Origin of the sequence: Sutcliffiella horikoshii, from assembly GCF_002157855.1 — a bacterium.
GTDB classification, from domain to species: Bacteria; Bacillota; Bacilli; order Bacillales; family Bacillaceae_I; genus Sutcliffiella_A; species Sutcliffiella_A horikoshii_C.
On the sequence record NZ_CP020880.1, the window covers coordinates 2,771,699 to 2,797,197 of the forward strand.

Annotated in this window: 34 protein-coding genes and 1 other annotated feature; of the genes, 4 read left to right on the forward strand and 30 right to left on the reverse strand. The window is 35.7% G+C overall.

Annotation, left to right across the window (positions count from 1 at the left end):
• Positions 1–8: 8 nt before the first annotated feature.
• The 4 genes from B4U37_RS14390 to B4U37_RS14405 form a co-directional block, all read right to left on the reverse strand.
• A complete protein-coding gene (locus tag B4U37_RS14390; protein ID WP_245839995.1) occupies positions 9–539 on the reverse strand; it encodes a hypothetical protein in 531 nt (176 codons plus the stop codon).
• Between the two features lie 213 nt (positions 540–752).
• Positions 753–1,157, reverse strand: a complete 405-nt coding sequence (locus B4U37_RS14395) for a hypothetical protein (RefSeq protein ID WP_088018786.1) — start codon at positions 1,155–1,157, stop codon at positions 753–755.
• Positions 1,158–1,311: 154 nt separating this feature from the next.
• On the reverse strand, positions 1,312–1,740 hold the full coding sequence (locus B4U37_RS14400) for a GNAT family N-acetyltransferase (RefSeq protein WP_088018787.1): 429 nt from the start codon (positions 1,738–1,740) through the stop codon (positions 1,312–1,314).
• Positions 1,709–2,338 (reverse strand): GNAT family N-acetyltransferase, encoded by a 630-nt coding sequence (locus B4U37_RS14405; RefSeq protein ID WP_088018788.1) that lies wholly within the window; start codon positions 2,336–2,338, stop codon positions 1,709–1,711. Before B4U37_RS14405 ends, B4U37_RS14400 begins: the two co-directional genes overlap by 32 nt.
• A 92-nt stretch (positions 2,339–2,430) precedes the next feature.
• Between B4U37_RS14405 and pdxR the strand changes: the two genes are divergently transcribed.
• Positions 2,431–3,801 carry a MocR-like pyridoxine biosynthesis transcription factor PdxR gene (gene pdxR, locus B4U37_RS14410; RefSeq protein ID WP_088018789.1) on the forward strand — a complete coding sequence of 457 codons (1,371 nt, stop codon included), beginning with the start codon at positions 2,431–2,433 and terminating at the stop codon, positions 3,799–3,801.
• A gap of 23 nt (positions 3,802–3,824) precedes the next feature.
• Here the strand turns inward: pdxR and B4U37_RS14415 are convergent, their stop codons facing one another.
• From B4U37_RS14415 to B4U37_RS14490, 18 genes are all read right to left on the reverse strand, one after another.
• Positions 3,825–4,184 carry a DUF3147 family protein gene (locus B4U37_RS14415; protein ID WP_010194779.1) on the reverse strand — a complete coding sequence of 120 codons (360 nt, stop codon included), beginning with the start codon at positions 4,182–4,184 and terminating at the stop codon, positions 3,825–3,827.
• Entirely contained in the window at positions 4,168–4,590 is a 423-nt protein-coding gene (locus tag B4U37_RS14420) for a MarR family winged helix-turn-helix transcriptional regulator (protein WP_010194778.1), read from the reverse strand. The genes B4U37_RS14415 and B4U37_RS14420 overlap by 17 nt, the downstream gene beginning before the upstream one ends.
• A 103-nt stretch (positions 4,591–4,693) precedes the next feature.
• Positions 4,694–5,191, reverse strand: a complete 498-nt coding sequence (locus B4U37_RS14425) for a DinB family protein (RefSeq protein ID WP_088018790.1) — start codon at positions 5,189–5,191, stop codon at positions 4,694–4,696.
• A 30-nt stretch (positions 5,192–5,221) separates the two neighbouring features.
• Positions 5,222–5,719, reverse strand: coding sequence for a GNAT family N-acetyltransferase (locus B4U37_RS14430; protein ID WP_088018791.1), 498 nt, complete (start codon positions 5,717–5,719; stop codon positions 5,222–5,224).
• Between the two features lie 563 nt (positions 5,720–6,282).
• A complete protein-coding gene (locus B4U37_RS14440) occupies positions 6,283–7,179 on the reverse strand; it encodes a GNAT family N-acetyltransferase (RefSeq protein ID WP_088018793.1) in 897 nt (298 codons plus the stop codon).
• 96 nt (positions 7,180–7,275) lie between these two features.
• A complete protein-coding gene (locus B4U37_RS14445) occupies positions 7,276–7,560 on the reverse strand; it encodes a hypothetical protein (protein WP_088018794.1) in 285 nt (94 codons plus the stop codon).
• A gap of 226 nt (positions 7,561–7,786) precedes the next feature.
• Complete coding sequence (locus B4U37_RS14450) at positions 7,787–8,722, reverse strand: hypothetical protein (RefSeq protein WP_088018795.1); 936 nt, start codon at positions 8,720–8,722, stop codon at positions 7,787–7,789.
• A 117-nt stretch (positions 8,723–8,839) separates the two neighbouring features.
• The gene (locus B4U37_RS14455; RefSeq protein WP_157663792.1) at positions 8,840–9,106 is read right to left on the reverse strand and encodes a hypothetical protein; all 267 of its coding nucleotides are present in this window, start codon (positions 9,104–9,106) and stop codon (positions 8,840–8,842) included.
• Between the two features lie 101 nt (positions 9,107–9,207).
• Positions 9,208–9,375, reverse strand: a complete 168-nt coding sequence (locus tag B4U37_RS22025) for a hypothetical protein (protein ID WP_157663793.1) — start codon at positions 9,373–9,375, stop codon at positions 9,208–9,210.
• Between the two features lie 352 nt (positions 9,376–9,727).
• Positions 9,728–10,126, reverse strand: coding sequence for a hypothetical protein (locus B4U37_RS14460; RefSeq protein WP_088018797.1), 399 nt, complete (start codon positions 10,124–10,126; stop codon positions 9,728–9,730).
• A gap of 33 nt (positions 10,127–10,159) precedes the next feature.
• The gene (locus B4U37_RS14465) at positions 10,160–10,600 is read right to left on the reverse strand and encodes a hypothetical protein (protein ID WP_088018798.1); all 441 of its coding nucleotides are present in this window, start codon (positions 10,598–10,600) and stop codon (positions 10,160–10,162) included.
• On the reverse strand, positions 10,597–10,989 hold the full coding sequence (locus B4U37_RS14470; RefSeq protein WP_088018799.1) for an RNA polymerase sigma factor: 393 nt from the start codon (positions 10,987–10,989) through the stop codon (positions 10,597–10,599). Before B4U37_RS14470 ends, B4U37_RS14465 begins: the two co-directional genes overlap by 4 nt.
• A gap of 292 nt (positions 10,990–11,281) precedes the next feature.
• Entirely contained in the window at positions 11,282–12,694 is a 1,413-nt protein-coding gene (locus tag B4U37_RS14475; protein ID WP_245839996.1) for a M3 family oligoendopeptidase, read from the reverse strand.
• Positions 12,695–12,720: 26 nt separating this feature from the next.
• Complete coding sequence (locus B4U37_RS22375) at positions 12,721–13,077, reverse strand: hypothetical protein (protein ID WP_245839997.1); 357 nt, start codon at positions 13,075–13,077, stop codon at positions 12,721–12,723.
• An 11-nt stretch (positions 13,078–13,088) separates the two neighbouring features.
• A complete protein-coding gene (locus tag B4U37_RS22380; protein WP_245839998.1) occupies positions 13,089–13,262 on the reverse strand; it encodes a hypothetical protein in 174 nt (57 codons plus the stop codon).
• A 602-nt stretch (positions 13,263–13,864) separates the two neighbouring features.
• Positions 13,865–14,023 carry a hypothetical protein gene (locus B4U37_RS22030; RefSeq protein ID WP_157663794.1) on the reverse strand — a complete coding sequence of 53 codons (159 nt, stop codon included), beginning with the start codon at positions 14,021–14,023 and terminating at the stop codon, positions 13,865–13,867.
• Between the two features lie 6 nt (positions 14,024–14,029).
• Positions 14,030–14,338, reverse strand: a complete 309-nt coding sequence (locus tag B4U37_RS14485; RefSeq protein WP_088018801.1) for a dockerin type I domain-containing protein — start codon at positions 14,336–14,338, stop codon at positions 14,030–14,032.
• 107 nt (positions 14,339–14,445) lie between these two features.
• Positions 14,446–15,123: a hypothetical protein gene (locus tag B4U37_RS14490; RefSeq protein ID WP_198317031.1), complete on the reverse strand. Its 678-nt coding sequence runs from the start codon at positions 15,121–15,123 to the stop codon at positions 14,446–14,448.
• Between the two features lie 272 nt (positions 15,124–15,395).
• On the opposite strand from B4U37_RS14490, the gene B4U37_RS22700 reads away from it, so the two are divergent.
• Complete coding sequence (locus B4U37_RS22700; protein ID WP_425444114.1) at positions 15,396–15,830, forward strand: CBO0543 family protein; 435 nt, start codon at positions 15,396–15,398, stop codon at positions 15,828–15,830.
• A gap of 43 nt (positions 15,831–15,873) precedes the next feature.
• Here B4U37_RS22700 and B4U37_RS14500 read toward each other — a convergent pair whose 3' ends face one another.
• From B4U37_RS14500 to B4U37_RS14510, 3 genes are all read right to left on the reverse strand, one after another.
• Complete coding sequence (locus B4U37_RS14500; protein ID WP_088018804.1) at positions 15,874–16,365, reverse strand: carbonic anhydrase; 492 nt, start codon at positions 16,363–16,365, stop codon at positions 15,874–15,876.
• Between the two features lie 11 nt (positions 16,366–16,376).
• On the reverse strand, positions 16,377–17,384 hold the full coding sequence (locus tag B4U37_RS14505; protein ID WP_088018805.1) for a sodium-dependent bicarbonate transport family permease: 1,008 nt from the start codon (positions 17,382–17,384) through the stop codon (positions 16,377–16,379).
• A 139-nt stretch (positions 17,385–17,523) separates the two neighbouring features.
• On the reverse strand, positions 17,524–17,850 hold the full coding sequence (locus B4U37_RS14510) for a Na-translocating system protein MpsC family protein (RefSeq protein ID WP_245840096.1): 327 nt from the start codon (positions 17,848–17,850) through the stop codon (positions 17,524–17,526).
• 336 nt (positions 17,851–18,186) lie between these two features.
• On the opposite strand from B4U37_RS14510, the gene B4U37_RS22705 reads away from it, so the two are divergent.
• The gene (locus B4U37_RS22705) at positions 18,187–18,318 is read left to right on the forward strand and encodes a small, acid-soluble spore protein, H family (protein ID WP_157663796.1); all 132 of its coding nucleotides are present in this window, start codon (positions 18,187–18,189) and stop codon (positions 18,316–18,318) included.
• On the opposite strand, the gene B4U37_RS14515 is transcribed toward B4U37_RS22705, so the two are convergent.
• Together B4U37_RS14515 and B4U37_RS14520 are read right to left on the reverse strand one after the other, a co-directional pair.
• The gene (locus B4U37_RS14515; protein ID WP_088018807.1) at positions 18,295–19,302 is read right to left on the reverse strand and encodes a DUF3231 family protein; all 1,008 of its coding nucleotides are present in this window, start codon (positions 19,300–19,302) and stop codon (positions 18,295–18,297) included. The two genes, B4U37_RS22705 and B4U37_RS14515, sit on opposite strands and share 24 nt — an antisense overlap.
• Before the next feature lie 268 nt (positions 19,303–19,570).
• Entirely contained in the window at positions 19,571–20,437 is an 867-nt protein-coding gene (locus B4U37_RS14520) for an alpha/beta fold hydrolase (protein WP_088018808.1), read from the reverse strand.
• 229 nt (positions 20,438–20,666) lie between these two features.
• Here B4U37_RS14520 and B4U37_RS14525 point away from each other — a divergent pair, with 229 nt between their 5' ends.
• Positions 20,667–21,209 (forward strand): hypothetical protein, encoded by a 543-nt coding sequence (locus B4U37_RS14525; RefSeq protein ID WP_157663797.1) that lies wholly within the window; start codon positions 20,667–20,669, stop codon positions 21,207–21,209.
• 84 nt (positions 21,210–21,293) lie between these two features.
• Here B4U37_RS14525 and tyrS read toward each other — a convergent pair whose 3' ends face one another.
• The 3 genes from tyrS to B4U37_RS14540 form a co-directional block, all read right to left on the reverse strand.
• On the reverse strand, positions 21,294–22,508 hold the full coding sequence (gene tyrS / locus B4U37_RS14530) for a tyrosine--tRNA ligase (RefSeq protein WP_088018810.1): 1,215 nt from the start codon (positions 22,506–22,508) through the stop codon (positions 21,294–21,296).
• Between the two features lie 85 nt (positions 22,509–22,593).
• Positions 22,594–22,848: a binding site (T-box leader), on the reverse strand.
• A gap of 86 nt (positions 22,849–22,934) precedes the next feature.
• Positions 22,935–23,936, reverse strand: coding sequence for an ABC transporter permease (locus B4U37_RS14535; protein ID WP_088018811.1), 1,002 nt, complete (start codon positions 23,934–23,936; stop codon positions 22,935–22,937).
• Between the two features lies 1 nt (position 23,937).
• The gene (locus B4U37_RS14540; protein WP_088020308.1) at positions 23,938–25,443 is read right to left on the reverse strand and encodes a sugar ABC transporter ATP-binding protein; all 1,506 of its coding nucleotides are present in this window, start codon (positions 25,441–25,443) and stop codon (positions 23,938–23,940) included.
• Positions 25,444–25,499 lie beyond the last annotated feature (56 nt).

Below are 25,499 nucleotides of genomic sequence, written 5' to 3' on the forward strand. Positions count from 1 at the left end.
ACCTTAAATTAGCCATTAATCTTCTCGATTGATAAAAAAATTCTTGAATACATTTCTTTAAGATGCTCATCATTCTTTATGTCATTATGCAGACCAAATCCCCAATGTTTCAATATATCTTCTTCTTGTGAGGTAAGAACACCAACCGCATAACTCATACCAGCTGTCCATTCTGATGTATGGTCGTACTCCAAATCTTTTTCCGTAAAAGGGACAAAATTATCCGTTCCAATAAAGTAAAATGGGATGGTGGAAGCTGAGTAAACATCTGCGAATTTGTCTTCAGCCGCCTTTGAAAGATTATTCTCTCTAATAACAACCGCATCATAAGAAATCAGTTTTTCAGGTGTCATTTCATCAAAAGAAATTTCTGTGAATATTACTTGATCTTCTTTTACTTCTGGTGGTTCTCCAACCACTGCTATGTCTAAAGGTTTCCCTTCGTACAATCTAAAGTCAGTTTTTTGAATACATGCTGTAAGTGAGAATACTAGAATTAGCAAAATAAAACTATGGGTTTTTATCTTATGTTTACTCACACGCAATCTCCTTTGTTATATGTTTTATCCAATAACCATGTATCAATCATCTCAAATTCCCAGTATTTCCACAATAAGTAATTAATTAAATGACCTAAAAATAAAAAGAGCACTCATCCAGGTTAAAGGATTGTGCCCATTATTATTTAACTTACTTCCATAGTAAATTTAGATTGTGTGAATAGGAGAATAGTCTAAGGGTGATGGATGAAACTAATTAATTTGTTCTTCTGTTTCCCTTATTACCATCCATTTCCCGTTAATTAATTTCCAATTTTCAATGGTAAATAATCGAGCTAATACATTCTCATCTTGTACAATCAATTGTTCATAAAATACTACTGCATTTTCGTTATCCCTTAGTCTTATGACTCTATTTGCAAACCGCTTGTTAGCCCTATAGAAATGCTTAACAGATTGTTCCATACCTTCTATGGCTTCTTGTCTCGTGAAAAAAAAGGGTTTTTCATTATCATTATTAAAAAATGTTACATAATAATCATCTGACATTCTTTGTACTGAGGATGTGTCACCTGAACTCATAGCAAGCTCCCAATCTCGAATAAATTCATCATGCGTTTCGGTAAATTCATTTAAGCGATTTTGTATATCAAGCATATAAACCCTCCATTAAAAGATCTTTAATCAAATTATCAGCTGATCCATTCATAATACCAATTATTTCATAACAAGAAAATTCAAACAATATTCTATTCACCTTTGGGAAAACAAAACGAGCGCAGACCCCAATTTAATGGCGCACAAATTATCATTAAAGTGACATCTGAAAATGATGACAAGAAATATCTAATCCAGCTTTTAGGTAAAACCTGTGTGCATCATGTCTGTGAACACCTGAATCTAGATGCAACTGTTCACAACCTTCTAATTTTGCTTGCGTCACCAACCAATCCCATATGACGGATGCATACCCCTGACGGCGACTTGATTCATTTGTTATTAGATCATCTACATAAAAATATTTGCCCCTGGCCAAAGATTCCGTAATTCTATATCCTGCAACTGCTTTGACTTCGTTATTCTCTAGTACTGCAACTAAATGAAATCCATTATTTTTTTCAAGTCGATTAATTTTTTCTAGAAAATCTTCTTCAGTTAAATGTGGACGTAACTGTTTAAACGTATTAAAAGTAGACATAATTTCTAAATCAGAGCGCATTTTTTTGACGATTGGCTTCATTACTCCCATCCCCTTTACATGTTATCGACTGAAGTAATTTTCCCTCTAAATTCTTCTTAACCACTTCCCAATCTTCTTTTACAATACTATATAGGACGGTATGACGGATGGTCCCTTCTTTTCGGATCATATGGTTACGAAGGACACCCTCTTTTACAGCTCCAATCCTTTCTATGGCTTTTTGTGAACGATAGTTTTCATGGTCCGTTTTAATTTGAACTCGGTTTAGTTGTAATTCTTCTAAGCAATACTTAAGTAATAGATATTTACAGTTTGTATTAATGTTTGACCGCCAATAAACAGGATTTATCCAGGTAGATCCGATCTCTAATCGTTTGTGATTCTTAGAAATATCAAGAAACCAAGTAGACCCGATGATTTTTCCAGTTTGCTTATTGATTATTACAAATGCTTCATCAGTGCCAATCCTGCGTTTTTGCACAGCATCTTTTACATATTCCAGCACATGACTTTTTTCAGTTAAATTCACGGTCATATGCTCCCATATTCGATTATCTTGAGCAGCTTCATAGATCCCTTCGACATGTTCCCACTCCATTGGGATCAATTGAACCACTTCGTTTTCTATTTTTCGCATTTTCTTCACTCCCTTTCATCCATTAAACCTCTTTTCTGGTATCATAAAAATAACCAAAAACATAATTTTTTTTATAACCAAGGAATGATGAAATGGAAATACAGATCTTGTTATCAGATAATAAAACTAAGTACAGTCAAATTTATGAACAACTAAAGCAAGCCATTTTAGAAAGAAAGCTTGCAGCACACACTAAGCTTCCCTCTAAACGCCGATTGGCTGACATGTTAAATATAAGTGTGATAACCGTTCAATTTGCTTATGAACAGCTACAGAGTGAAGGGTATTGTTACACGATTGAACGGCAGGGATATTTTGTTTCTGAAATAGAAGAGGAGTGGACTTATCAGGTAAACGAGAAAATTATCCCGCTGAAGGACACCCCTAAACCTGAGCAAGTTATAAATTTTAAAAATGGTCAGGTGGATGCAGCTGGCTTCCCTTATAAAATCTGGAACCGTTTATATCGAAGAGAGCTTATGGAAACAAATGTAAACCGCACGACGTGGCAAGGGGAATATATATTACGAGAGCAAATTGCGGCTTACTTACAACAAGCTAGAGGATTAACGTGCGTCCCTGAACAGGTATATATCTTTAGTGGTTTTCAGCAACAGTTAATGAACGTATGTCTATTTCTCAACCGGTGTACTGTTGGAATGGAAGATCCCGGATTTATTCGAGCAAGATCTGTTTTAGAGCAGTTACACATCCCCTATCATGCAATCCCTTTGGATGAGGAAGGCTGCACCGTGCCCAGCACTCAAATGAAGTTGCTATATACTACACCAGCACATCAATATCCAACCGGAACCATTATGTCCGTTTCTAGAAGAGTTGAGTTAATACAATGGGCAATTAAGCAGGATACTTATATCATTGAGGATGACTATGATTCTGAGTTCCGTTACAAAGGGGCCCCGATTGCTACCATGTCCAACCTAGATTCATCTGACAGAGTTATTTACTTTGGTACATTTTCCAAGACCTTGTTACCATCACTCCGGATGAGCTATGTTGTTATCCCAAAATCTTTACAATCAGATTTTGAAAGATTCAACACCCTTCATAAGTCAACCGTTTCTAAAATCGACCAGTTAGTAGTGGCTAAATTTATCCAAGAAGGACACTATAGTTCGCACATAGCAAAAATGAGGACACTTTATCGAAGCAAAAGACTCTGTTTAATGGAAAGTATAAACAACTATTTGGGAGAAGAATATGAGGTAATTGGGGATGCAGCAGGCTTACATGTCATCGTTCAATTACCAAAACGATTAGATGAATCTACTGCAATAAAATTGGCAAGAGCAAACGGAATTGAAATAGATGCCATCTCCCCTATGTATCAGCTTCACAAACCAAGTCACCAAGTCATTCTTGGGTATGGGGAACCAAGTATAGGAGAAATTCAGAGAGGCATAAGCTTATTAGCTTCTGTTTGGAATGTAAATAAAGTATAAAGATAATGGATCATCATTTTCTGTTAAAATAATGATCCTATCTTTGCTTTTAATAAATTCACTAGGTTCTGTTGAAGAATTAAGAAAACAAACCAGCCACTAACGCCAATAAAAATAGAAGCGTATAGGTTGATAGATTGTTTTAATGAAAGATACACGATGAGTAGTAACACAGCAGTAGCCGGAAATCCCCACAAAACACCTAGAGCAAACTTACTCAAACTCTCACTTGATTCTCCTTGAACATATAACCAAATAATACTTAACAAACTGACTAGAGGTAGTGCGGCTACAACTCCTCCATATGTAGGAAAACGCCGAGCAATCTCTGTTACAATACCAATGATAACTGCTGATACGAGAATCTTAGTCAACAGGTACATTCTTTGCACGCTCCCTCAAAATTTTAAAGGCAGACTCTACTAACGACCTTTCATCCGAAGACATACTCTCCCATATATCAGTCAATTTGTTCTCATCTAAACTTGTGTTTCTTTGTAATACCTCTCTTCCTATATCACTTAATTTTAAGATTACCTTCCTTTCATCTGAAGGATCTCTTTCTTTCATTAAATAGTTTCGTTCAATAATGCGTTTAACATTTTCAGATGCCGTATTGTGAGACACATCTAAATAGCATGCAACTTCATTAATTCCAATGTTCGGTTTTTTCTCAACAAGCTGCAGAATCCTAATAACCTGGTGTGTAATCTTTTCTTTATGCGGATAGTGCAAATGAAAATAAATATCTGTCCAATACTTATTTAACTCCTTGACGTTAAAACTCAACTTGAACCCACCTTTTTATATCGTACATATAGATTGTATCTTATGATACGATATAAAACAAATAATTTTGACGCCTTATATGGAAAGGCGCCTTTAACATCCTTTAAGTCCAATCAACGCCATCCCAAGAGGATTGCAACTTTCGCAATAATACAATTTGCCCGATATGGTACGTATCGTGCATCATGATATTACTGAGTAAACGCTCAGTAGAATAGCTGTTAGCTGCATAGGGAGCTTTTAACTTTTCGTCGTTAAGGTCCTCAATGACCCTTTTTAATTTATTCATGACTTCACTGAGGCGCTGCACTGTCTTGGCCCACCCACTTTCGTCTTCTGGATCTCCTTGACTCCCAAAGGTTGCTTCATTGTCTTCTGCCTTATGCGGATTATCTGTGCCCTTTATTCGATGGATCACGTCTTCATTCCAAAAGATCAAGTGATTGACAATCTGCCAAATAGAATTGCTGATTCCAGAACTTGTCCAAGATGCCTCTGCTGCAGTGACTCCTTGTAGAGCCTGATCCATGGATGCAAACCACTCATTCTCATGGCAATGAATATCGAGTTGTTCTAAAAACATTTTGGTTACAACTTGCATACAACCAATCCCCCCACTATTTAATAAACGCTACAATAATTTTGACATATAATACTCATCATAAGATCTATCGTTTATAATAAGTGATTTTCTTTTCGTTCCTTCTATATCAAAGCCACTTTTTTTATAGAGTGCTACACCAGACTCGTTTTCGGTAACAACTGTTAATTCCAATCGTGAAATGTTATGTTTAGAAACCCAATTTGTTACATGATCAAACAGCTTTGTACCTACTCCTTTCCCTCTATATTCTTCTAAGATCCCTATTACAAGATACGCGGTGTGCTTTGTTCTTTTAACGCTTCCGCCCATAACGAATAAGTATCCAATTAATTTGCCATTTTCTTCTGCTACAAAAATTGTTGAATTTTTTTGCTTGTCCAATAATTCTATTCGTTTTTGCTGTTGCTCAAGCGTCGTTTCTCGTTCACCAGGCTCCATAAGCATAAAAGTAGATGTACTCTCAACTTCCTTTATTAGAACTAGTGAATTTTCTGCATCTTCCATTCTAATCTCTCTAATTAGCATTCTAAATCTCCTCTTTCCCTTTTCCATCCCTAAGAAGCTATCTATTGTGTTGCAATCGCTCCAATTATATAATGCACATGCGTTATTCGTTTGATAGGCTACTTAAATCAATGTATTATTTTATTCACTTCATTGAAATATATAGGCTATATAAAGCAGGTATTAATAAAGCTAGAGCAAGGCAATATACTGCTGCTAATTTAGACTGTTTTATAAGACGTTCATCGCCTAATTTTATATATTGAAAAAAGGTAAGACTGAAATAAAAGCAAAATGTGATTAGTATCATAGAAAGAAGCCCTAACCAGTTTTCTGTTCCTATGAAAGTTAGATTTGACATTCAAACACCCCTAAAATAAGAAATTACTATTAGACAATCATGCCTTATTTTTTGGCAAGGAGCCACCCATTTTGCTCCATTAGCTCCAGTTGATTAAAGGGAGTGATTAGGCTATTCTTGCCTGTTTTTTGGGGTAAAAAGTGAAACCAATCAATAAAGCTATAAGTACCGTAGCAACCAAGTTGAAAATCCGATTTCATATTCATTAGTTAATGAAACGGAATTATTCTTTTTTATCAAAGCCAAGATGAACAGAGTCTGCAATCTTTTCATAGCCAATTTCTTTATAAATCTTATTTGATGTCGGATTCATCATATCTGTGTACAGAACGCAAAAGTTGAAGTTTTTAAGTAGTTCACTTGATATTGCTTTAACAAGAGTCCGAGCATATCCTTTTTTACGTTCTTCCTTAGGAGTAAAAACCAAACCCACAGTAACACCGTTTTTTGTAGGACGTGACTTCTTCATCATAGATACGATTTTTCCTTTATTCTCCCAAATAAAAATCTCTTGTTCGTTTATAAACATTGCAACACGTTTTTTTACTTGTTCGATGGGCGAAATTGGCAGACCGGCATCATTTTCGAATAAATTGAACCACTTCTCGATAATTGCAGAATCACTTTCTTCCGCATAACGCCAAGATCCGGGACTATTTACAAGCATTTCATTAACCTTATTCAAACGGTATAATCCCTGATCCATGAGCAGCTGATGAGATTTACCCGTTTTAACTTCCCACTTTTTCGCGACTTGGTATGCCCAATCTTTCAGACTGATGATTGAACTAAATTCAATTCCCAATTCGACCATATTTCTTATGAAGAAATCTATTATTTCTTCTAAACGGTTTTCATCGACAAAAACAATATTTAACGGATGCGGTGGTGTCATTTGGAAAAAGGCTAACACATTTCCATCTTCCTCAATTACCGCCATAAAGGGATTCTCATAATTACCAGCTTTAATTGCTTGCAAAACACCATAAAAAAGACTGAACACATCTTCCTTTTCCAATAAAAACGACCCAATTTTATTCTCAAAATCATAAGCATTTTCATAAACTTTATATCTCATTTTTAACACCCTTTGAATTATTTCTATATCTTCAGGATACATATATCGTTATATCCTGTTTCTTCTTTCACAGCTTGATTTGGCAAAGACACTGGTTTCCCCACTTGCTCAAAATATCTATCTTTTTTCAATTTATGTCTATTTCTTACCTTTTAATTCTAAAAGTATCGGTGCTATATTTAATAAGATAGAAACAATGGTCAAAAACCATAATGCCCTCTCCATACCAGGTACGACATCCATTAAAGCTGCCCAATCTTCCACTTCTACCCAGTCTGATACAAGACTGTATTCTGCACAAAGTGTTAAAGCTGTAAATGACAATCCCAACGCCATAGCAAGCTTATAATCCTTACCGGCTGCATACAAATAAAGATTTATAAAAGTTACTACTATAGCAATAACCCCTAATATTACCCACATAACTATTTCCCCCATATATATTCAGATTAGTATCTTTTTTTACAAATCTATTCTAATTCTTAATTCCAATTATTTCATAACCTGAAAATTCCTACAATATGTATTTTTTTATCTTGTCTAAAATAAAAATGAGCGCTAATCCTTATTATAAGGTTCGCGCCATTTACATTTAATGAATGTCTTTTTTGTCCTTAGTTTAAAAGTTTGAGTTTCCTTTACATTACGCTTAGTTTTTAAGACACTCGGAAGGATCAATTCTGATGGATTCCCAGTTCCCCTTAAAATTCTTCTTGTATTGTGAAACTAATACATCTGTATCGTTTGTTAATTGATAAAAGATAAAACGATAATCTGCTTCATCCGTCCCAATAAAATTTATGGTTTTGACGTAACCGTCTTGTTTTGCAGGCAACTGTTTTTTTATTAATTTGCACCATTCTCCATACATAATAGCAACCACGGCTTCTGCATCATGCTGCCAGAGATGATAGGCTGCACATAGGAAGTCCTCTCCATATAACTTTATCTGGTCAATTTTATACAAGTTCTGCTCTTTTTTTAATTGGACATAGCCATAATAATAAGCAAAATAGGTGACACCTTTAGATGAACCTTCAATGCTTTCGAGCTCAATGAAATAAGGAACCCTATCGTTTTCATCTGGAAGTCTGTTCATTTTAATAAGATTTAAATGTCCAATTCCAGTAAAAGATTGAAGATATTCATTATAAGAAACACTTTTTTGATAGTCTTTAGTAAAAAAGTTATAAGCAATTGGAAAAGGCAATTTTGCCATCCCTACAGTTCCGCACCCACCCAACTGGTTTGGAGTGAGGTTTTCAGCTTCTCTTAAAATACTAAAGTAGTTTAAAATAGTTTTGTCAGGAGTCCGGGTTAAAGTAGCAGGCAGTTTTATTTCTTTGTAGTTTAATTCATAATAGGGATCAAAAAATTGGGTGTTCTTAAAAAGGGTATTTTTTATAGGAAGGCTGGAAGGGCGGAAGTATTTTTCGGTATCACTCTTAATTATTAAAGAACTTTGGTTTCGTTCAACTGGCTGTCCAAATGTTTGCGGTTCGTATTGGGCTCCCATAACGAGTGTCATTTCTTTCCTTAAATCATGTTTAAATGCCCGATTTATCCATTTTATCAGGTGTTTCAATTAGTCTCCCCCTACAAGAATATGCTGTTCTACATTATTCACTTTCTTGGAGGATTATTAATATTTATGATGTTTGTCAATTAGATACTGAAGTATAATCGGGCACATTACTTGAACCTAACAATTCGATTCCTCGGCTTTGAGCAATTCACCATTTTGGTCATCTACTTGGATATTACCAAACTCACAAGACTCGTCTATTTCCCATTCAACAATGTACTTCCCAAAACTTTTGCTCACCGATTTTATTCTAATTTGATCTTTGTCCTTGTTGCGGTCTTTAATTAGATGTTGCAATACAATAGACTCAGCTTCCACTTGAGTAATTTTAAGGTCGGAATTTCCACAAGCAGCCAGGACTAAAAGTAGTAAAACAAGTAACATGGAGACTATCTTTTGCATATTCCCTCACCTTTTTATACTTAGATTTTTTTATGTAAACTACTGATAAACTATTAAACAGAAGCTCCCATTCAATAAAAACCTTACTCTGTTGGGATATATCCTATAACTTCTTTTTCATGAAGGTCAACAAAAATCTGAGGTAACTCATTGGTAAGGTTTTCTTTCGATTCAAAAGTAACCATTAACACTTCATCTTTGTGAGATTTGCCCTCCAGCATATGTCCAAAACTAGTGTCTGTAATCTTCACTGAAGCATTTCTCCAATCCCCTTTAGCTAACTGATCCCATCCTTCTTTCTTAACGAATTCCCATGCAACCTTTTTTACAATTTGGTATTCATCATTTTCAACAATTTCTTCTTCAAGCTCCGCACTTTCTTCAACTTGAGGTGAACAAGCGATTAACCCAAAACATAAAGTAGTTATAACTACATTAATAATTGTTATTCTTTTAATACTAAGAGCCTCCCAATAAATATATTTGAAGATTAGACGTATTATTTCCAGTCAAGTTTCACTTCTATTTATTAAGGCTGATGGCACTCCTGCTATTACAATAAACTGTCTAGCTTTAAAGGAAATATAATGTATTTTACAGTAATTAGAAATTCAACTCGGAAGTTTTACCAGTTATTACATTTCTATAAATCTTTGCTCCTTGATTTGTCTGTATTATTTCAAAGATCCCGTATCCTCGCCCCATGACTGTATAGATTTCATCTTCAGTTTGTTGTTTCGCTAGGATTACCACATATTCCTTGCCTGGCTGCATTTTGTAATCGTATTCAGATGTGTATGAAATAAACTTGGTTTCTTGTTCTTCTCTGGAAAGTTTGGTTAAGTCCATTTTTTCTAATCCTACATATTCACTTCCTACCCATGAATCCAACAGGTTGGAAATCCTGATGTCTCCCCCTCCGCTGTAAATCGTCTTTTTACCGGATAAATCATTTCCATATATAGTATCAAGGATTTCAACTTCTAATGGTGTATATGGCATATAGGTATAAAAGTTTTCATATTTAGGAAGTACTTAGGCCTCTTTAATGTCAAGAACTTTTAAGTGTACAATAGATGTCCCTTCAAAAAGTAAATTCCTAGGTTCTCTAGGATCCACCGCCCAGCTATTTTGGCTTTGAGAAACCGAATAAATATCCGCAGGACTAATTTCTTCCTGAATGCTTACATTCTGTTTGTTCTCTATGATTATTACCTTATCACTATGAATTCCAGCAAGGTTTTGAATGTCATTTTGTTGTCCACCAATGCTCCAAATGAGGATTGCTGCCATAGTCAAAGTTAGCAATGTGGTAGCGACTACCTTTCTATTCTTAGGTATTCCTTTTCGGACTTTAGTCTGGCTCATTGCCAGTTCCTTGTTTATACGGTTAGAGATACTTTTTAGGTTTTGTTCTTTTAACCTATGATTCTTAGGAAATGATTGAAGATCATCGTGGAGTCTAGAATTTTTCATATTTCTCGGGCTCCCATCTTTTTCTCCAGCGTTTTCAAAGCCCTATGGTAGCTGAGATTCACTTTACTCTCGGTCCAATTCAGCGCTTGGGCAGTCTCTGGAACTGACAGCTCGTTGATTCCTCTTAACATTAGTACGTCATAATAGCTTTGCTTTAACATTCTAATTTCCATATAGAGTTCCAGCTTCGTTTCACTTAAACCCACAATTTCCTCAGGTGTATCCGAACCCTTAGCTGTCAAGCTGAATTGAAAATATCTATTTCTTTTTATCTCTTCTTTCCTTCTCTTTCTGCTTTCGTCAATCGTTACATTCCTGCCAATACTTATCAGCCATGTTCGAGGGTTTGATTCACCTTTAAACTTATGTATGTTTCTTACGGCCTTCAAAAAAGTCTCTTGAAAAAATCCTCGACATCCATACTGCCCGTATAGTAGATTAGAAAATTGTAAATGTCATTATGATATTCTTGAAACCAATCCGTTATCTCTATTTCGTTTCTCATTCATTCTCCCCTGTGAAACCATATACTAATTAGACGTTAGTTTTCATTTATACTTTCACCTTAATTCCTATATTTTTGGTCAGTAACTAAAATATATAGCCTTAATAAACAAAAAGACACGTTCTTTTTCAACGTGCCAAGTGAATCCACTTTTACCCAATAGGATACCTTCTAACTTAAGAAGTTAGGGTAATAAATTCTTCAACATCTCTAACACATAATTCAATGCCTTTTTCCCAAAACGCTTCAGATGTAATATCTTCCCCTAAATGTTTTATCACTAAATCCTCTGTGGACATACTTCCTGAATCCCGAAGCAAGGCTAAATAATCTTTTTCAAATTCTTTTCCCTTTTCCTTTGCTTTAGCATAAATACATAATGAAAATATATATCCAAATGTATACGGAAAATTATAAAATGGAGATTTAGTAATATAATAGTGTGGTGTCCAAGCCCATGAATGGATCGAAGGATTATCAAAAGAACCGACATATCCTTCATTTATTGCTTCGTGCATAATTTCATTTAACCGTGAAGATGAAACAATCCCAGCTTTACGTTCCTCATAAAATCTCTCTTCAAACAGGAACCTAGAATGAATATTCATGAAATTCATGACACTACGCTTTAATTTTTCATCTAGTAAAAACAACTTTTCTTCACCGGATTCTGCTTTTTCCATTGATGCATCCAATATGATCATTTCGGAAAATGTAGAGGCAGTTTCAGCAATACACATTGGGTATTGTCTATTTATACCGTTAATAGATTTCATTGCATGGTTATGAAACGCGTGACCTAGTTCATGTGCCAAAGTTAATACATTAGTGATTCTATTACCATAGGTCATAAATATTCTTGATTCACCAGAAATCGGGAAACTTGCACAAAATGCTGCCATTGATTTATTCGGGCGGTCTTCTGCCTCAATCCACTCAATATTAAATACCTGGCGGGAGAAATTTTCTAATTCAGTCCCAAACTGGCTAAAGTGCTCCAAAATAAAATTTACAGCTTCTTCATACTTTATTTTTTGGTTAGTGTTCTTTATGGGAGCCCAAAAGTTATACGACTTCATTTTTGTATGGCCATACATGTTGGCTTTTCGGTTTAAATATTTAATAAAAGGTTGTTTATTTTTACTTACCACTTTCCACATTGCACTCAGGGTTTCTTCATTTATACGATTTTCCATTAACGGCTCTTCAAGGATATTCTCCAATTTTCGTTTTTTGTACACCTGTAACCGGAAGCCTGCAATATGGTTTAGTATTTTTGCAAATTGTTCTTTTTTCTCTTCCCAAATCTCTTCTAAAGCATAATAAGATTCTTTACGAACCTCTTCATTGAGGTGTGAGCGTAGATTTATCGCTTGAGGCACAGATAATTCATTTCTTTCTCCGTCGACCTGAATATTTACTTTTATGCTACCAATAAGTGAATGATAGAACTGGCCCCAGGCATGATACCCATCAACCATTAGATCAGACACTAAACTTTCTTCATCGTCTGTTAGATGCATGTCAGCTTTTTTACGCCATTCATTAAGGATAAATTTATAGGGATTTAAATCTGCAGTATCTAGCATATCTTCCCACAGATTATGGTCAGTTTTTACAAGTATCTTCTGTAGTTTTTTAAACCTGCATCAAAACGAGCACTAATAGAAGATGTCTTCCCTTTAAGTGTTGGAGCATTTTGATCTTGAGGATTCTGAGCAAGGAGACATGTTATATAGGAGTTTGCTTGTGATAGATTAATTCGTATGCATCCTATGTTGTCGATTAAATCCGCAACTTTAGATGAATGATTAATTTCTTTTGGTGTATTAAAAAAATTCAATCCTTCTTCTAAACTAAACACTTTGGATTCTATGTGACTTATATGGTCAAGAAATTGAGTTGACGCACTTCCATCTGGATAAAGCTTATCTAAATTCCATACTTGGCTGTACTTAGTTTCTTCTTTCATCTATATCCCCCTTATAGTGAGGCAGCCTTTACATTTTGCTCAATGTAATTTTCTTCGCTTATCTCCTCTCCACTTACTATAAGTGACTGGAACTCAGCATATAGTCTTATTATTTCTTCCTCTTCATTGATTAAAGTAATAGTTTTATTATACTCCACCTCATTCCTATAAGTTGATATTTCCATCCATTTCGTATTGTCGTCCTTACTCTGAAGATACACCGTATTAACATTCAAATGCTTTCTGTATATATCTGACGCTTTTTTTTGAATACTTAAATACTTAGACACTTTATCCGTTTGAATGTGATATTGATAAACCTTTACAAACATAATGATCACTCCAATAAAAAAATATTTCGCCCTATTACTTAATAAGATATTTTATAATCCTACTAAACTAACAGTAACTAATACTGAAAATGAAGCCCAAATAATAAAAAGTATAGCTACGAGATGGTGAGATACTTCATCCTTCATAGCTTTTAATAATGACAGGATAAAGATATAGCCAAATAATAAAAATAAAATAGCATATAAGGAAAACACATAAAACTTCCTTTCTATTTGATTAGAAATTAATCATATTCAATTATTGGACGAACTAGCCGCTCATACCAATTATTTCAAATCATGAACATTTCCTCAAGGTATATCATAAAAAATTGCCTTTTGTTAAAGTTAACTTTCTGGTTGATATTATGGAAATATACAAAATGACCCCGGTCCAAGATACCGAGGTCATTTACTAGCTGGATATGATTTTTTTAATTAAGAAGAGTTAAAGGTCAATGACTGTGTCCATGCCCTTCTTCTTCTAGCAAGTGAGACAGTCCTAATTCTTCTAAGATGGTTAATAGATTTACACCATCTACATCTTCTTTTGGTTCAGGAGCATTTTTCAGCATAGTATTTTGCTCTAAAAAGTTTCTTACGATAAACCTCATGTCGTTTTACCCAACCGTACCGTCGTGGTCAAGGTCGGCTGCACGTTCACTTGTACCATAATGGTTTTTCATTTCTATAGCATCGAGGACGTCAATGACTCCATCTTGATTTACATCTCCAGCATGTGTCATGGCATAAAAAATGTAAGTCATTTTACCTACGTCTATTCCGTTGAACTCATCTCTAAGGTGGCTGACTTCTACTACTCGCTCAAAGTGACCTGGTAGTTTAATCGAAAGTGTATATGGTTCATCTGTCGTTGGAAGTCCTTTAAAGATATATCTTGCCGCACTATTTATAGTACCTTCATACACGGTTCCATCTTTGGAGGTCAGAGTAGCTGTAATTCCGGCGCTAAGAATGTCTTTTGTATAATCTAACCATACTCCGTTCGTTAATGCTTCCGGTAGAATTCCACCTTCTAATTGCGATACTGTGTTGGGAGAATGTTAAATCCTTGCCCAAACCTTTGCACATCGTGAGACCCGTCTTCATTCTGGACGGTTGCTTTAGTTATATTGATATTATGGATCCACTTGGCATAAGTAGTGTGATTTTCCTTCACACTATACGAAAGGTCGAGTAACGGCATTTCGTGACTACCTTCTATTTGACCGCTCAATTCTAATTGAATTCCCAGGACTACATTGTTTCCAATGGTAGAAATACTTGTACTAATCTTCCCTTCTAGTCCTTGATTATCTAATAATTGTTGTAATTCACTGCTAACCTTCACATCTTCAAGCGTAAAAATATTTTGTGGGAAACGTAATTCAACATTCGCTTTTTGCATTTTTTCTATATGTTGTGAAGATAACTTAACAGATACACCTTCTCCATATTTTACATCAATATTTTCAGAAGCAAGCTTTACGTAAGGAACGCCTGCTTTAATTAAATGGTACGTAGAGTGAGGGTGTTCTTGCATCCTGTTCATCGCTAAGTCTAATGTTCTTAGTGTAAATCTTGTAGTATCTGTACCTTCATTCAATTTCAGATTCGCAGTGAAATTTCCGTCAGCGGCTACCTCTAAATTTTTCGCGTTATATCGTGTAAGATTTAAAAGGGTTACTCCGTTAGAACCCTGAGATGTTTCCAAACCATATTGATAACTATAGTTAATTAGACTGATACTTGTTATGAATAATGTAAATGGGATTAAGTATCTCAAGGTATTAACTACTGTAAATGACACATATTAAGGTTTATTAAGAAAAACATATATTAATCGATACTTTAAGGAATTTGATAATGTGTCGGTTTTTCATGGGAACTAAGGCGTTTCTAATCTTATTAATAAGTGGGGCATAAAAAATGACACAGCGCTTTGAAAAGTTTACTCTTAGATTTTTATTGGTGCTTGGACTAATTATGTTTATAAATTTAATCAAGAAGCCTCCTACTAAAGATTGGTTATTAATATTCTTGTTTAAAGGGTTTATCTCATCTATACTTGACAAAATTATTGTCACAAAAAATAAAATAGTGTACCCTGTAAAGTTATTTAAATCGTTTGATATTAGTTTTATTTTTGATTATTTACTGTTTCCGGTTGTGTGTGTTTACTATAACCAGGTTACTAAGACATCCAGTTTTTTCTGGATTGTCATTAAGATATTTTATTTCAGTGTACCAATGACTTTACTTGAATACTTTTTTGAGAAGCGTACCAATCTCATTAAATTTAAAAGGGGGTGGAATATTTATCACAGTTTTATAACTGTAAATGTTACTTTCCTCATTTCCCGAGCATTTATTGCAGTAGTTAGAAATGCTGATAATACGAAAGTAGGATCAAATGGTTAGGGTGTTTTTTTTAAAATTGAGAGATATTTATTGTTGTATTGGTTCACTTCTCACTGACAGAAGTTTGATAATCGTAGATATCATTATTAACAATATATCCATGCACTTTTACTGAGTTTGGAATTAAGGGGTGCTTTATTATGAACTCTATATTATTTTGAATGATACTCTCTATATTGCTTGACCCACTTAGCCATTTCATCACATCATTTCCTCCGACGGCTTTTATATAATTGAGAGTTTGAATTACCTCTACATTTATCCCCTCTTCTTCCATTTGGGCATATAGATGTTCTGGATTAATAGAGAACCCTTTGTCGTATTTGTCCACAACAATATAAATTTCTTCTATTTTTTCCAGATAAACAGCCAATATTATATTCCTCATAAGAGAACTATAGCCTTGTAATATTTCTGCTCCATAGCTATTGATAATAACTAAGTCCTCTGATTTTCTTTTTGTAATGTCTGTAAAAAACCTTTCTATTTTTCTATCTAAACCTGTTATTACTAATGCTTTTTTGATATTCCCCATGTTTATACCTCCTAATTAAGCAATTTTGCTATTTCATAATATAATGGGATTCCAATAATTAAATTTAATGGGAATGTTACACCTAGCGATAATCCCAAATAAATAGAAGGATTCGCTTCTGGTACAGATGTTTTTAATGCGGCTGGTGCAGCAATATAAGAAGCGCTGCCTGCTAAGACTCCCATCAATGTAGCTCCACCTAGTGATAAACCTGTAAAGCTTCCAATATAAACTCCTAATGTTCCCAAAAACAAAGGGGTACTTAAACCAAATATTAAAAGCTTTACTCCGTGCTGCCTAACTTCTGGTAATCGTTGTCCGGCTATTAGTCCCATATTTAATAAGAATAGAATGAGAACACTATAATATAAATCCATGAACAGGGGTTTCACCATTGGAATAATCTCTTCACCAAGAGCCAAGCCGATCAATAAGCTACCAAGTAAAAGCAAGATACTTTTACCAAAAAGGCTTTCTCTGATTACTTTTTTATCAAATAATTTGATGGATGCTGGTACAAACCCTATGCTATGAGTCGGCACATTTAATGTAGTTTTGTTTTTTTCTATTATTTTCATTAAAAAGATAGAAACCAAAATTGCTGGGCTTTCCATCAACACAACCATTGCATTCATAAATCCTTCATAATCTGTACCATTGCTATCGAGAAAAGAAATGGCAGCCCCATACGTAACAATACTTATAGATCCATAGGTAGCTGCAAGACCAATGGAGTTTTTAAAATCCATCTTCATCAAACGCATAATAAAAAGGATGATAAAGGGGATTATCGCCCCTATTAGCAGAGTGGCTATAATGGGTCTAATAACAGAATGAAGAGAGTATTGAGAAAGTTCGATTCCGCCTTTAAGCCCTATGGCAATTAGAAGATAGATGCTCAAACCTTCACTTAGCCCATTCGGAAACTTTAAATCGGATTTAAACATTGCTGCTAGAAGTCCTAAAACAAAGAACAGGACTACAGGTGATAATAAGTTTTGTATAATAATTTCTGACATTGCAGTCTTCCCTCCTACGTATTATTCAATAAAAAAAACCGACAAATCCAGAAAAAATAGCCGTTTAAGCCATTTTTCCATCATTGTCGGTTTACTTCCAATTGTTATATAAACCTTTGGAAAGTCTCCCTGCTTATCTTTATTTTTTTCCAACTATCTCCTCGAAGTTATTATAGAGTTTAAAGACCATGACCCTCTCTCCTGTCACAGTACTAATATCTGTATAAAAGCTTTTCGTATCTTCCCCAGTAATATTTTTAATGATTTCTTTGAGCCCTTCAATCCCAGACTCGACTAAATCGGAACGAGTTCTTTTAATTGATATCATTCCTTCTTTCGTACCACATATAGCCAACTCTGCAGGTGATAAAATCCCTTTTAGGTTCACAATGATCATGTCACGCAATATATCTGTTTTTACTGACACAGAACCACGACCCAAATAGTCTTTTTCCCATTGTGTCATCGCTTTACTAATTTCAGATTCAATCAAACCTTTTGATTTCACAGTTATTCCTCCTCTTACATAACCAATAAAAAAATCGGCATATCTCTTAACATCATTCTACTGTTAAGAAATATACCGATTTATCGTAATCTCGTCCAAAAATTGTGCCAGAAAAGACTTTTTCACCCTGCCAATCAAATATTAACAGTGCGCTAAAGCATTCTAAGTACTCAGAAAGAATCCTGATCTGTCGGTTATTAATTTAAATAATACTTTACCTATAAAATTAAAGGATGTCAATCACTATATTAGAGAAACAATGCAAGGATCTCTAAGTTTGTTGGAGTAACATTAATGCTATTACCATTAAAAGGGAGATGCATAACAGTGGATGCACAACGAGCACATGAAATCGCTTCTTCTCCAACTATGGCTAATGTATTATATAATGGCGAAGGAACATTAATTATTTTGATTTCTAAGTGATTCTCTATTAATGGATTGAGGAGGTTTTTCAAACCATCCATAATTAATTAAGAGTTTTGCACCTTCTTCAGCATAAGCCCCTACTCTAATAAGATAACTTTCATAGTTAGCTATTAAATCCTTTCTTAATGATGCTGCAATGGCAAGTCCAAAATCTCCAATACCGATGGCACTTTGCATATTTGTATGAAATAACATTAATTTATCAGAAAATGGTGGGTCAGTGCTATTTGTAATAGTAGAATCCCATGTAGAGGGATAAGAATTGTCGTCTTCTTTTAGCTTTATCATAAAATTTTCAACCATTTTCTTTCCCAAGTCATAACCTTCTTTAAAATAATCACTTATTTTTTTGGACTGAGCAACTTGGCTAAACCCTAAAAGCATGGTTTTCGCGACATTTGCCACTTCGATATTAACACCTAAATGGGCCATTTCTATTCCGAGGAGTGGTCGGCGATGACCTACTAGACCACCAAGGAATTTTTTCTCCGTTACATATTCTACTTTATCAGGATACGATATATATGGAGCTCGTATAAAAATACCTTTTTCCTGCATTAGTTCCACATTACTGTCATACAACGTTTCTGTTTGGTTTAAAAACTGTTTAAATAATTTACGGACATCACTACGGGCTGATACTGACTTAGCCAAACTGTATGAGTTCAATCCTGTTCTACCCATATGATGCAGGTAACGCATATATGTTACATCTGAAAAGAGTTTCTTTGCTTGCAAGTTCACATCCTGATCACCAAACCCATTAGGAAGTGGAATACCTTCTTTTGTAAATAAATCCGATATTTGAGCTACATGTTCTAAAGAATAACTAAGAGCTAGTTCAATAATAGGTATAACATCTTGTTCTTCACAAGTTTGTAAGAAATGTTTTAATACGCAAATAGACATGGTGTCACCAATATAGGTGCTCCATAACATGGAAATTTCAGCAGAAGTTATTTTGGGTGAGTGTTCAACCATAAATTTTCAACCCCTTACACATTTTTTTTTATTATTTCCATAAATCTGGCGGGGAATGTATAAGAAAAGAGAAAAGCAGTTGCCAAATAATAATCGATTCCATTACCTATCGTAAAACTAGAATTTACACAGTGCAATTGCACTCCTACTTACACCGTGTATATAAAAAATCCAGTTTATAGAGGAACTGGACCAACACTTTTGTATAAATTTTAATATTCATTTTATAACAAAGAATTCAATATTGTGACTTAAGAAGGTTCATTTGCTACAAGACAGTATGAGCTTTAAGGAACCTAATAAGTATTTCATCTGTCTCTTTTGATGATTTACCTAGCCAAATAAGATGTCCCCATGTGTCAAGGAGGCATAATTCAGATGTAGGTACTTTTTTATGAGCAAGATAAGGGTGTTCTAATGGTACAGAACCATCATGTTTACTGTGCATAATTAGAGTTGGACAACTTATGTCCTGTAAATTTTCAATTGTTAATTCATTTATCTGTGCTAAGTCGATAAAAAACCCATCTCCTGATCGCTGGCGATTATTCATTTTTCTTATTTCTTCAACATCCTCCTTACCTAACATCTCCTTTGCTTGATCTTGAGATAATTTACTAAAGGTAGGAAACATTTGATTGAAGATAAATCGCGGAAATAGATTATTCATTATTGAGATTAACTTCCAAGTGTACTTTTCTGTTTTGGGACGGAATAATACCTTTGCAGCTTTTAATTCTTTATCCTTAGTAGTAAGCCATTCTTTTGTAACAGCTGATTGTAAAATAAGCGAGCAAACCAATTCGGGATATTTAGAAGCAAAATATATACCACTAGGACCACCTGCGGAAATTGCCAAAAGGTGGACTTTTTTTATATTCAAATGATTTAGTAACTTCATATAATAGTCGCACGCAGCAGATAGACTTTTTCCTATTTCTTTGGAGGTATCTCCATATCCTGCTCTTGATGGGGTAATTATTGAAAAGCCATTTTCTAATAACGCTTTATATCCAAACTCTTCCCTACAATTTGAGTGTCCTCCATGCATGACAAATATAGGTTCACCTTCACCAATTATAGAATATTCTAGCGTTAACCCATTTGAAAAAAATTTCTCTATTCTTCTCTCCATAACCCAGTCTCCTTTTTACAGAAAAAAATCAGATAATCTTCTAGTTCAATAAATGAAGTCCGATAGCCTAATGCCAATTATTTCATAATCCTAAAACCCCTACAATATTATTTTGATTTTATACAGCTAAAAACAATAAATAATCATATTAGTATTCTTAGTGAAATCCAGGTATATCGTTGTAAGTAAACGGTAGAAGCGTTACACTTTAGAAAGAAATTATAGGGAGGTGAATGACATTAAGAAATGGTGGATTGTATTGCTCACTTCATTAATTGTACTAACTTTTTATTTTACACTTGAAAGAAATGATTTATTTTATGTCGAGTTAACCATTCCTTCGTCGTTATTTGTTAGTGATATTAATGAGGATGAGCTAATTTCCAGCTCAGAAAAGGAAGGAATCCTGGTTACCAAAAATGAAGATGGATCATTGACATATAGAATGAACAGATTAAAACATTACGAGAAAAAGTCTGAATATAAGAATACTATTCTACATACAATCCAAGATATCATAGCTGATGATGAATACTATGAACCTATATATGATGTGACCCATAATAAATCCCTTAACCAATTTACCTTTATCATAGATAGATCCAAGAGTGAGGGGGGACTTGGTTTAGATAGAATTGTATCTTTGTTAATTGGTATGAATGCTGCAATGTACCAATTGTACAATGGAGCCTCACTAGACAATTATCACGTAAATGTCCGCTTGCAAGACAAGGACACGGATGAAATTATTAGTGAAACAACTCTTCCGTAGAGTGGCAGTTGAGAAGGTTACGTCAATAAAAGTGGAAGCGATAACCCCTAATTCCAGGTTAACGCTCCCCTATCTATGTGATTTTTATTTTATGAACCGTATAAAACGCTTTTTACCAATTTGCAGTACTTCATCGTTCATTAATACTCGATCCAGTTCATCGATGCTTAATTTTTCTTTGTTGAGCTGGACACCGTTTTGTTTGATTAAGCGCATGAATTCGCTTTTGCTTTTAACAAAGCCTTGCTTGACTAGTTGTGGAATGATGGCTAATACGGTTTCTGCCCCGATTTCGATCAATAATTCTGGGATGTCATCTGGGATTTCTTTTTTGCTAAAGGCTGTTTCGTAGAATGTGATTGCTCTTTTCGTTTCTTCTTCTCCGCAGTATAGATTCGTAATGATTCTAGCCAATTCTAATTTAATATCTCTAGGGTTTATTCCTTGTTCTAACTGTTGGACTATATTGTGTATGTCGTCCGGATGCTCATCCGTCGCCAGTTCAAAGTATTTGATAATGAGCTCGTCTGGAACCTCCATCACCTTTTTAAACATGACTTCGGCTGGTTCATTGACACCGATGTAATTACCTAGGCTTTTACTCATTTTTTCTACTCCGTCAAGCCCCTCAAGCAATGGCATGAAAATGGCAACTTGCTTTTCTAATCCCCACTGTTTTTGGAGAGTGCGTCCCATGAGAATATTAAATGTTTGGTCTGTGCCACCTAGTTCAATATCCGCTTTGATTTCTACGGAATCGTATGCTTGCATTAATGGGTAGAAAAATTCGTGAATGCCGATCGGCACTTGGCTGTTGTATCTTTTTTGAAAATCGTCACGCTCTAGTATTCTTGCCACAGATGTGGTCGCTGCTAGTTTGATTACTTCCTCAAAGGTTAATTTAAATAACCATTCACTGTTAAAGCGGACCGTTGTTTTTTCTGCATCTAACACTTTGAAGATTTGCTCGCAGTATGTTTGTGCATTGAGTTTTACCTGCTCATCACTTAAAGCTTTCCGTCCTTTGGCTTTTCCTGTCGGATCCCCGATACGCCCAGTGAAATCCCCAATAATGATGACGATTCTATGGCCAAGATCTTGCATTTGTTTCATTTTCCTTAGGACAACTGCGTGACCCAAATGAATATCTGGGGCAGAAGGATCAAGCCCTAATTTAACAGTTAGAGGCTTCTTTGATTCATAGGACTTCTCCAATTTTGCCAATAGCTCTTCTTTGTTTACTATTTCTTGAGCACCTTTCATGATGATGGTCAATTGTTCTTCTGGTTTTACTAACATACTAACATCTCCTTGGAATATTATTTCTAATATTGCAAGCTCTATAAGAACCAAAGGAATAAAAAAAACGCCCTTTTGGATTAACCAAAAGGACGATTTATCTCGTGTTACCACCTTTAATTCATAAGCAATTCACATTGCCTACCTTTGAAAGTACAGTCATATGACGATACTCTAGCACATGATTACGGGTGCTTCACCGGTGTAGCCTACTCAAGTCTTCACCTTTTCGGTACACAGCTCCAAGACGTATTCACAATCGTTCAACATGCACCTCTCATCAGCCGGTAACTTTCTGTCTGTTTACGTGATTGCTACTCTTTCTTATCATAGCCTTTGTTCTTATACTCCGAAATGTTTATAACAAATCTTCGTTATGCAGATATTAAGTGTTATTTTATCTATTTCATTTCAAATGTCAATAGTTTATTTTTGCTTATAATACGTAATTCCCAATGCAAAGGCAAGCACAAGGCCTTTGACGATATCCATTGCATAATAAGGAACGGACATCATGACAAGACCGTTTTGTAGAATTCCGATTAGTACCGCTCCTATAAATGTACCGAATGCGTTAGGTTTGCCTGCTCCAAGGACGGCAAATCCAATAAATGCAGCCGCTACAGAATCCATTAAGTAAGGAGTGCCGGCATTGATTTCCGCTGTCATGATCCTCGAAGCAAGCACCATCCCTCCAATTGCAGCCAATAAGGCGGAAAATAAATAAGCTGCTACTTTGTATTTGTTCACAGCTATTCCCGAAAGCTTGGCCGCTTCTGCATTTCCACCGATGATGTACATGAATCTTCCGTGCTTGGTGTAAGTGAGGAAAATATGTACTACCACTACAATCGTTAGCATGATGACGATAATCCATGGAACCTGTCCAAATTTCTGAAATAGCGGGCTGATGGTTCCCGTTGCAAACGTTCCGTCAGACATGACCATATTTTGCGAAATTGTAGAGCCTTTCGTATAAGTCAGGGCAATTCCCTGGATGATAAACATGGTCGCAAGGGTCATCAGCATATCAGGGATTTTTAATTTTACAATCATAAAAGAGTTGAAGGCACCAACTAACAGTGCTGCTGCAATTGCTGAAAAAATCGCCATTGCGGTATTTTGTGAAAACCAGACAAACATGGAGATGACAATCGCATTGGATAAAGATGCAACAGACCCGACAGATAAATCGAAGCCGTTAACAGTCAGGGAAATGGTGATACCGATTGCGATAATCGTTACGATCGATATGGACCTTAAAATATTGATGACATTATTGGATTGGATGAATGCTGGATTCGCTAGGGCAAACACGGCAATCAATACAAAAATGGTAATGATCGTACCGTATTTATATAAGAAGTCGAACAGTTCAAAGCGGAAAGCCGGTTTTACGTTCTCCTGTACTGGTATGTCAGTTTTCATGTCAATGTCCCCCTGTTGAAAAGTATAGAAGCTCTTGCTCGTCTGTATCTGCGGTGGAAAGCTCTTTTGTCACCTTGCCGTCGTATAAGACATACACCCTGTTGGTCAGACCGACAATTTCTGATAGCTCAGATGATGCGTAAAAGATGGCCTTGCCCCGTTTTGCTAGGGCGGCAATCAGTTCGAAAATGTCACGTTTTGCTCCAACATCGACCCCTTTTGTCGGTTCATCAAAAATATAGATATCAGCTTCTGACACAAGCCATTTTCCAATGGCAATCTTTTGCTGATTTCCGCCTGAAAGGGTGTGGACGCTTGTGTCAGGTGATGGTGTTTTAATGCCTAATGTTTGGATAAGCTCTTGCGATTTATTTTTCTGCGCTTTTTTATCAAGGAAATGTAGTGCCTTCGTGAATGCATGAAGATTAGCGGAAACTAAATTTGTTTGCACGGATTCTTGAAGGATGAGCCCCTCTTTTCTCCGCTCTTCTGGAATAAAGGCCAGCCCGTTTTGTACTGCTACGTGAGGACTTTTTACTTTGACCGTACTTCCTTTGATTTTAATAGTTCCCGAGGTTTTGGAGGAATCTCCGAAGAGTGCCTTGCACAGCTCCGTTTTCCCTGCTCCAACTAAACCAGCTATCCCCACAACTTCTCCAGCTTTTACATGAAGGTATACATCTTTCACTATAGTGTTGTCGCTAAGTCCCTCTACTTCCAGCAAAGTCTCACCTATAGTTGGAGTTTGTTCCGGAAACTGCTGCTCTAGTTTTTGGCCGAGCATCCACTCGACTATCCTTTCTGAAGTAAGGTTTGCCACTTTGTCCCTCTTAACTACTTGGCCATTTCTCATAATCGTTATTTCATCACAGATCTCGACAATTTCAGGAATTCGGTGGGAAATGAAGATGATCCCTACTCCTTCCTCTTTCAATTTCTTGATGACGGAAAACAGTTTTTCTGTCTCCCTGTTGCTAAGGGGCGCTGTTGGTTCATCTAAAATCAAAAACTTACAATCTGTTGAAATGGCTCTTGCCAGGAGAACCATCTGCTTCTCTGCTAATGTCAGCGAGCTTACTAGACGCTTGGTTGAGATATTGCTATTTAATTTCTCTAATTGTGAGGCTGCTTTCTTATGTACATTTCTCCAATGGATCCACTGCTTGCTACCGGAGTTTTGCACCGTCTCTTGCAGCATGATGTTCTCCGCTACCGTCAGAGTTGGAATCAACGCCGCATCCACTTCCTGATAAACGATTTGCACGCCTGCCTTTTGGGAGTCTGTTGGTTTCGAAATAGAAAGTCGATTTCCTCCGAGATAGATTTCTCCGCTAAAATGATCGTACGCTCCAGCCAGCACTTTCATCAATGTCGATTTCCCCGCTCCATTGGCCCCGATTAATGCATGCACACTACCGGGTTTGGCGGTAAATGTCACCTTGTCCAAAGCTTTCACTCCAGGAAACTCAATGGATATGTCTTTCATTTCAAGTATAGTGTTTGTCATTCTGCTCCCCCTCTCTTCAAACATACAAACACTCCCTCCTGATGAAGAGAGTGCCG

Bases quoted from the DNA above. Each gene is read 5' to 3' on its own strand.
- B4U37_RS14395 (WP_088018786.1), bottom strand. From the start codon at position 1,157: ATGCTTGATATACAAAATCGCTTAAATGAATTTACCGAAACGCATGAT.
- B4U37_RS14400 (WP_088018787.1), bottom strand. From the start codon at position 1,740: ATGAAGCCAATCGTCAAAAAAATGCGCTCTGATTTAGAAATTATGTCT.
- B4U37_RS14405 (WP_088018788.1), bottom strand. From the start codon at position 2,338: ATGCGAAAAATAGAAAACGAAGTGGTTCAATTGATCCCAATGGAGTGG.
- pdxR (WP_088018789.1), top strand. From the start codon at position 2,431: ATGGAAATACAGATCTTGTTATCAGATAATAAAACTAAGTACAGTCAA.
- B4U37_RS14415 (WP_010194779.1), bottom strand. From the start codon at position 4,184: ATGTACCTGTTGACTAAGATTCTCGTATCAGCAGTTATCATTGGTATT.
- B4U37_RS14425 (WP_088018790.1), bottom strand. From the start codon at position 5,191: ATGCAAGTTGTAACCAAAATGTTTTTAGAACAACTCGATATTCATTGC.
- B4U37_RS14430 (WP_088018791.1), bottom strand. From the start codon at position 5,719: ATGCTAATTAGAGAGATTAGAATGGAAGATGCAGAAAATTCACTAGTT.
- B4U37_RS14440 (WP_088018793.1), bottom strand. From the start codon at position 7,179: ATGTATCCTGAAGATATAGAAATAATTCAAAGGGTGTTAAAAATGAGA.
- B4U37_RS14445 (WP_088018794.1), bottom strand. From the start codon at position 7,560: ATGTGGGTAATATTAGGGGTTATTGCTATAGTAGTAACTTTTATAAAT.
- B4U37_RS14455 (WP_157663792.1), bottom strand. From the start codon at position 9,106: ATGTTACTTGTTTTACTACTTTTAGTCCTGGCTGCTTGTGGAAATTCC.
- B4U37_RS14460 (WP_088018797.1), bottom strand. From the start codon at position 10,126: ATGCCATATACACCATTAGAAGTTGAAATCCTTGATACTATATATGGA.
- B4U37_RS14465 (WP_088018798.1), bottom strand. From the start codon at position 10,600: ATGAAAAATTCTAGACTCCACGATGATCTTCAATCATTTCCTAAGAAT.
- B4U37_RS14475 (WP_245839996.1), bottom strand. From the start codon at position 12,694: ATGCTAGATACTGCAGATTTAAATCCCTATAAATTTATCCTTAATGAA.
- B4U37_RS22375 (WP_245839997.1), bottom strand. From the start codon at position 13,077: ATGAAAGAAGAAACTAAGTACAGCCAAGTATGGAATTTAGATAAGCTT.
- B4U37_RS22380 (WP_245839998.1), bottom strand. From the start codon at position 13,262: ATGGAAATATCAACTTATAGGAATGAGGTGGAGTATAATAAAACTATT.
- B4U37_RS22030 (WP_157663794.1), bottom strand. From the start codon at position 14,023: ATGAGGTTTATCGTAAGAAACTTTTTAGAGCAAAATACTATGCTGAAA.
- B4U37_RS22700 (WP_425444114.1), top strand. From the start codon at position 15,396: ATGTTTATAAATTTAATCAAGAAGCCTCCTACTAAAGATTGGTTATTA.
- B4U37_RS14500 (WP_088018804.1), bottom strand. From the start codon at position 16,365: ATGGGGAATATCAAAAAAGCATTAGTAATAACAGGTTTAGATAGAAAA.
- B4U37_RS14505 (WP_088018805.1), bottom strand. From the start codon at position 17,384: ATGTCAGAAATTATTATACAAAACTTATTATCACCTGTAGTCCTGTTC.
- B4U37_RS14510 (WP_245840096.1), bottom strand. From the start codon at position 17,850: ATGACACAATGGGAAAAAGACTATTTGGGTCGTGGTTCTGTGTCAGTA.
- B4U37_RS22705 (WP_157663796.1), top strand. From the start codon at position 18,187: ATGCTATTACCATTAAAAGGGAGATGCATAACAGTGGATGCACAACGA.
- B4U37_RS14515 (WP_088018807.1), bottom strand. From the start codon at position 19,302: ATGGTTGAACACTCACCCAAAATAACTTCTGCTGAAATTTCCATGTTA.
- B4U37_RS14520 (WP_088018808.1), bottom strand. From the start codon at position 20,437: ATGGAGAGAAGAATAGAGAAATTTTTTTCAAATGGGTTAACGCTAGAA.
- tyrS (WP_088018810.1), bottom strand. From the start codon at position 22,508: ATGTTAGTAAAACCAGAAGAACAATTGACCATCATCATGAAAGGTGCT.
- B4U37_RS14535 (WP_088018811.1), bottom strand. From the start codon at position 23,936: ATGAAAACTGACATACCAGTACAGGAGAACGTAAAACCGGCTTTCCGC.
- B4U37_RS14540 (WP_088020308.1), bottom strand. From the start codon at position 25,443: ATGACAAACACTATACTTGAAATGAAAGACATATCCATTGAGTTTCCT.